Origin of the sequence: Leptolyngbya sp. FACHB-36 (assembly GCF_014695955.1) — a bacterium.
GTDB lineage: Bacteria > Cyanobacteriota > Cyanobacteriia > Leptolyngbyales > Leptolyngbyaceae > FACHB-36.
The window spans coordinates 1-3,205 of record NZ_JACJPG010000132.1; the positions used below are offsets into that span (position 1 = coordinate 1).

Annotated in this window: 5 protein-coding genes; all 5 read left to right on the top strand. The window is 55.5% G+C overall.

What is annotated here, in order from left to right:
* Positions 1-402, top strand: a 402-nt coding sequence (locus H6F43_RS01865) for a HEAT repeat domain-containing protein (RefSeq protein ID WP_190340320.1), incomplete at its 5' end; no start/stop codon positions are given.
* A 29-nt stretch (positions 403-431) separates the two neighbouring features.
* Positions 432-1,070 (top strand): HEAT repeat domain-containing protein, encoded by a 639-nt coding sequence (locus H6F43_RS01870; protein WP_190340321.1) that lies wholly within the window; start codon positions 432-434, stop codon positions 1,068-1,070.
* Positions 1,071-1,102: 32 nt separating this feature from the next.
* On the top strand, positions 1,103-1,942 hold the full coding sequence (locus tag H6F43_RS01875) for a phycobilisome rod-core linker polypeptide (protein WP_190340322.1): 840 nt from the start codon (positions 1,103-1,105) through the stop codon (positions 1,940-1,942).
* Positions 1,943-2,002: 60 nt separating this feature from the next.
* Positions 2,003-2,743, top strand: a complete 741-nt coding sequence (locus tag H6F43_RS01880; protein ID WP_190340323.1) for a phycobilisome rod-core linker polypeptide — start codon at positions 2,003-2,005, stop codon at positions 2,741-2,743.
* A gap of 166 nt (positions 2,744-2,909) precedes the next feature.
* The coding region (locus tag H6F43_RS01885) for a phycobilisome rod-core linker polypeptide (RefSeq protein WP_190340324.1) at positions 2,910-3,205 on the top strand (296 nt) is incomplete at its 3' end.

Sequence of the window (3,205 nt, forward strand, 5' to 3'; positions counted from 1 at the left end):
CAACCCCATCTGACGCAACCCTGCGATGCGGCGATCGAAGCCTTGGGGCTGCTGTCTGCTGTGGAAACAGTGGACCTGATTCGTCCGTTTGTGGAGCACCCTGTCGCGCGAGTCCAGTATGCGGCGACCCGAGCGCTGTATCAGCTCACCCAGGACTCCACATACGCGGAACGGTTAGTGAAGGCGCTCCAAGGCGGTGATGTCCAGCTCCGCCGCACGGCGCTGTCTGATTTGGGCGCGATCGGGTACCTCCCAGCGGCAGAGGCGATCGCCTCTGCCGCTGTCGAAAGCAGCTTTAAGCTGATTGCTCTAAAAGGGCTACTCGACCACCATCTGCAACCTGCATCCACCCTGTCTGAGCGGGCGATTCAGGTTCTGTCCTTAATGGACACTCTGCTGTAACTAACGATCGTTAGCTGGATAAGCGAACCGTGACCGACTCCTCTCGCGACCTGATTTTAGCCGTTGAGCAGGCAGACTCCCCCGATCGCCTGATTGCAGCAGTGCGGGCGTTGGTAGCGGCTCGGACCCCCGCCGCCATTCCGACGTTAATCGCCGTCCTGGGCTACAACAATCCCGGAGCGGCTGCTGCCGCCGTTGAGGGTCTAGTGCAGCTTGGGGAGCCTGCTGTTGTGCCGCTGCTAGAAGGCATTGACGATTACAACTACGGAGCCAGAGCTTCGTCGATCCGAGCCTTAGCGGCGATCGCTGATTCGCGGGCGCTAGCGGTGCTGGTTGAGGCAGCGGAAACAGATTTCGCGCCAAGTGTGCGTCGAGCAGCAGCAAAAGGATTGGGTCGCCTGCACTGGACTCCATCCCCGCAGGCTGAACAGGCGCAGGCGCTGAAAACGCTGCTGCTGGTGGCTCAAGACTCTGACTGGTCGATCCGCTACGCGGCAGTTGTTGGGTTGGACGCGCTGGCAGCGTCGATTCAGGATGCGGTCAGTCGATCGAACATTCTGGACCAGCTTGAGCAGATATCGCAGACGGATTCGGAGTCGATCGTTCAAGCCAGAGCGCGATTGGCGCTTCAGCAGATATCCCACATTGCACCGCTAGCGGCAAGTTAGCCTTCCTTTTTTCCTTATCCTGATAAACTCTTATGCCAATTCCACTGCTTGAAATTTCACCGAAAACTCAGAATCAGCGCGTTGCTGGCTATGACGTGCCTGATGAGGACGATTCATCGGTCTATCGCCTCAGCCGCACCGCAACGGTTGCAGAAATCGACGAATTAATCTGGGCAGCTTACCGCCAAATCTTTAGCGAACATCTGATCCTGGAAAGCTACCGTCAGTTGAACCTCGAATCCCAGTTGCGCAATCGCGCTATCACGGTGCGCGAATTTGTGCGCGGCTTGGGCAAATCTGAAGTTTACCGCAGCCTTGTGGGCGAAACGAACTCCAATTACCGCTTGGTAGACATTACCTTCAAGCGGTTTTTGGGTCGCGCTTCCTACAGCAAAGATGAGCAAATCGCGCAGTCGATCGTCATTGCTACTCGCGGTCTGCCCGGATTTATTGACTCCGTTGTCGATAGCGACGAGTATCTCAGCAGCTTCGGCAACGACATTCTGCCGTACCAGCGTCGCCGCCTAGAAGGACGTCCCTTTAACCTGGTGAATCCTCGCTACAGCGACTACTGGCGCAATCACCTCATGATGCAAGGGTTGCAAGGGCGATCGTTCTACGAGGTGCGCCAGTATAAAGCAGGCGAACTCGACAAGAGAATTGTTCGTCAGGCAATTCCCGCCACGTTCTTGTCGATGGCGCAAGGTCTGTCAACGCCGCAGATCGATTCTCAGCGGCATGTCGCCCGCGCCACGTCTAGCAGCATCAAAATTCCCGATATGACTCGCTCCGATAATGCGGCAAAACCCACGGTCAAACCGACTGAGGTTGCGCTGCCTTACCGCTACATTCCTGCGAATCCGAAGGTCTAGCGGAGATCGATCGTCCGTCTTGTCTGTTTGCCCCATTCCTCGCGTTGATTCTTCATCCCTATGGCAATCCCACTGCTCGACTATAAACCCGCCTCGCAAAACCAGCGGGTTCCCGGTTACGAAGTACCCGGCGAAGATACCCCTTACATCTACCGTTTAGAAGACAGCCCCGATCAAACCTCGATTCAAGAGTTGATCTGGGCAGCCTACCGTCAGGTGTTCAGTGAGCACGTGATCCTCAGAAGCAGCCGTCAGACCAATCTGGAATCGCAACTCAAGAACCGCAACATCACGGTGCGAGATTTTGTTCGCGGTTTGGCAAAATCCGACGTGTTTCGCAAGCTCGTGCTGGAAACGAACTCTAACTACCGCGCGGTGGAACTCAGCCTCAAGCGCCTGCTCGGTCGCGCTCCCTACAATAAAGACGAGGAGATCGCCTGGTCGATCAAGATTGCAACCTTGGGCTGGGATAAATTCGTCGATGCGCTACTCGACAGCGACGAATACACTCAGTCGTTTGGTGATACTACCGTTCCGTATCAGCGGCGTCGGTTTAAGGATCGCCCGTTCAATCTAGTGACGCCGCGCTATGGCGACTACTGGCGCGATCGCATCGAAGAGTCTCGCTACAAGTGGGGCGACGTCCGCAACTTCTTAGATTTGGCGCGATCGATCAAAGTCACTCCGACTCAAGTGGTGTCAGTCAACACGGCAAACATCACCATCCCGGATATGACTCGCGACAAACCGCTGCAAACTGCTGCGTCAATTAACTCAACCGCAAGTTTCCCAGTGCGCTAGCGATCGCGTCCCCTGTTCACGGGATAATGAAGAAGGCGCTAGGCGATCTTGCCTAGGATGGCACTTCAAAAACCGCGATCGACTCAGTAGGGCGACACCAGTGGTTCAAAATCGCTAATCGCTCTTAACTTAACGTTCTTTTACTTACACAATCGGGAGATCTGTAATGGCGCTGCCGTTGCTTAACTACAAACCAACCACTCAAAACCAAAGGGTCGCCAGCTTCGGCAAAGCAGACCTGAACGAAGACACCCCTTACATCTACCGCATCGAAGACGTTGGCTCCGCCATGGAAATGGAAGACCTGATCTGGGCAGCGTACCGTCAAGTGTTCAGCGAGCATGAAACGCTGAAATTCAACCGTCAAATCACACTGGAGTCGCGTCTACGCAACGGTGCCATTACCGTGCGCGGCTTCATCGCTGAACTGGCGAAGTCTGAGCGCTTCTACCGCACCGTGGT

Coding starts and splice junctions, on each gene's coding strand:
- H6F43_RS01875 (WP_190340322.1), top strand. CDS start 1,103: ATGCCAATTCCACTGCTTGAAATTTCACCGAAAACTCAGAATCAGCGC.
- H6F43_RS01880 (WP_190340323.1), top strand. CDS start 2,003: ATGGCAATCCCACTGCTCGACTATAAACCCGCCTCGCAAAACCAGCGG.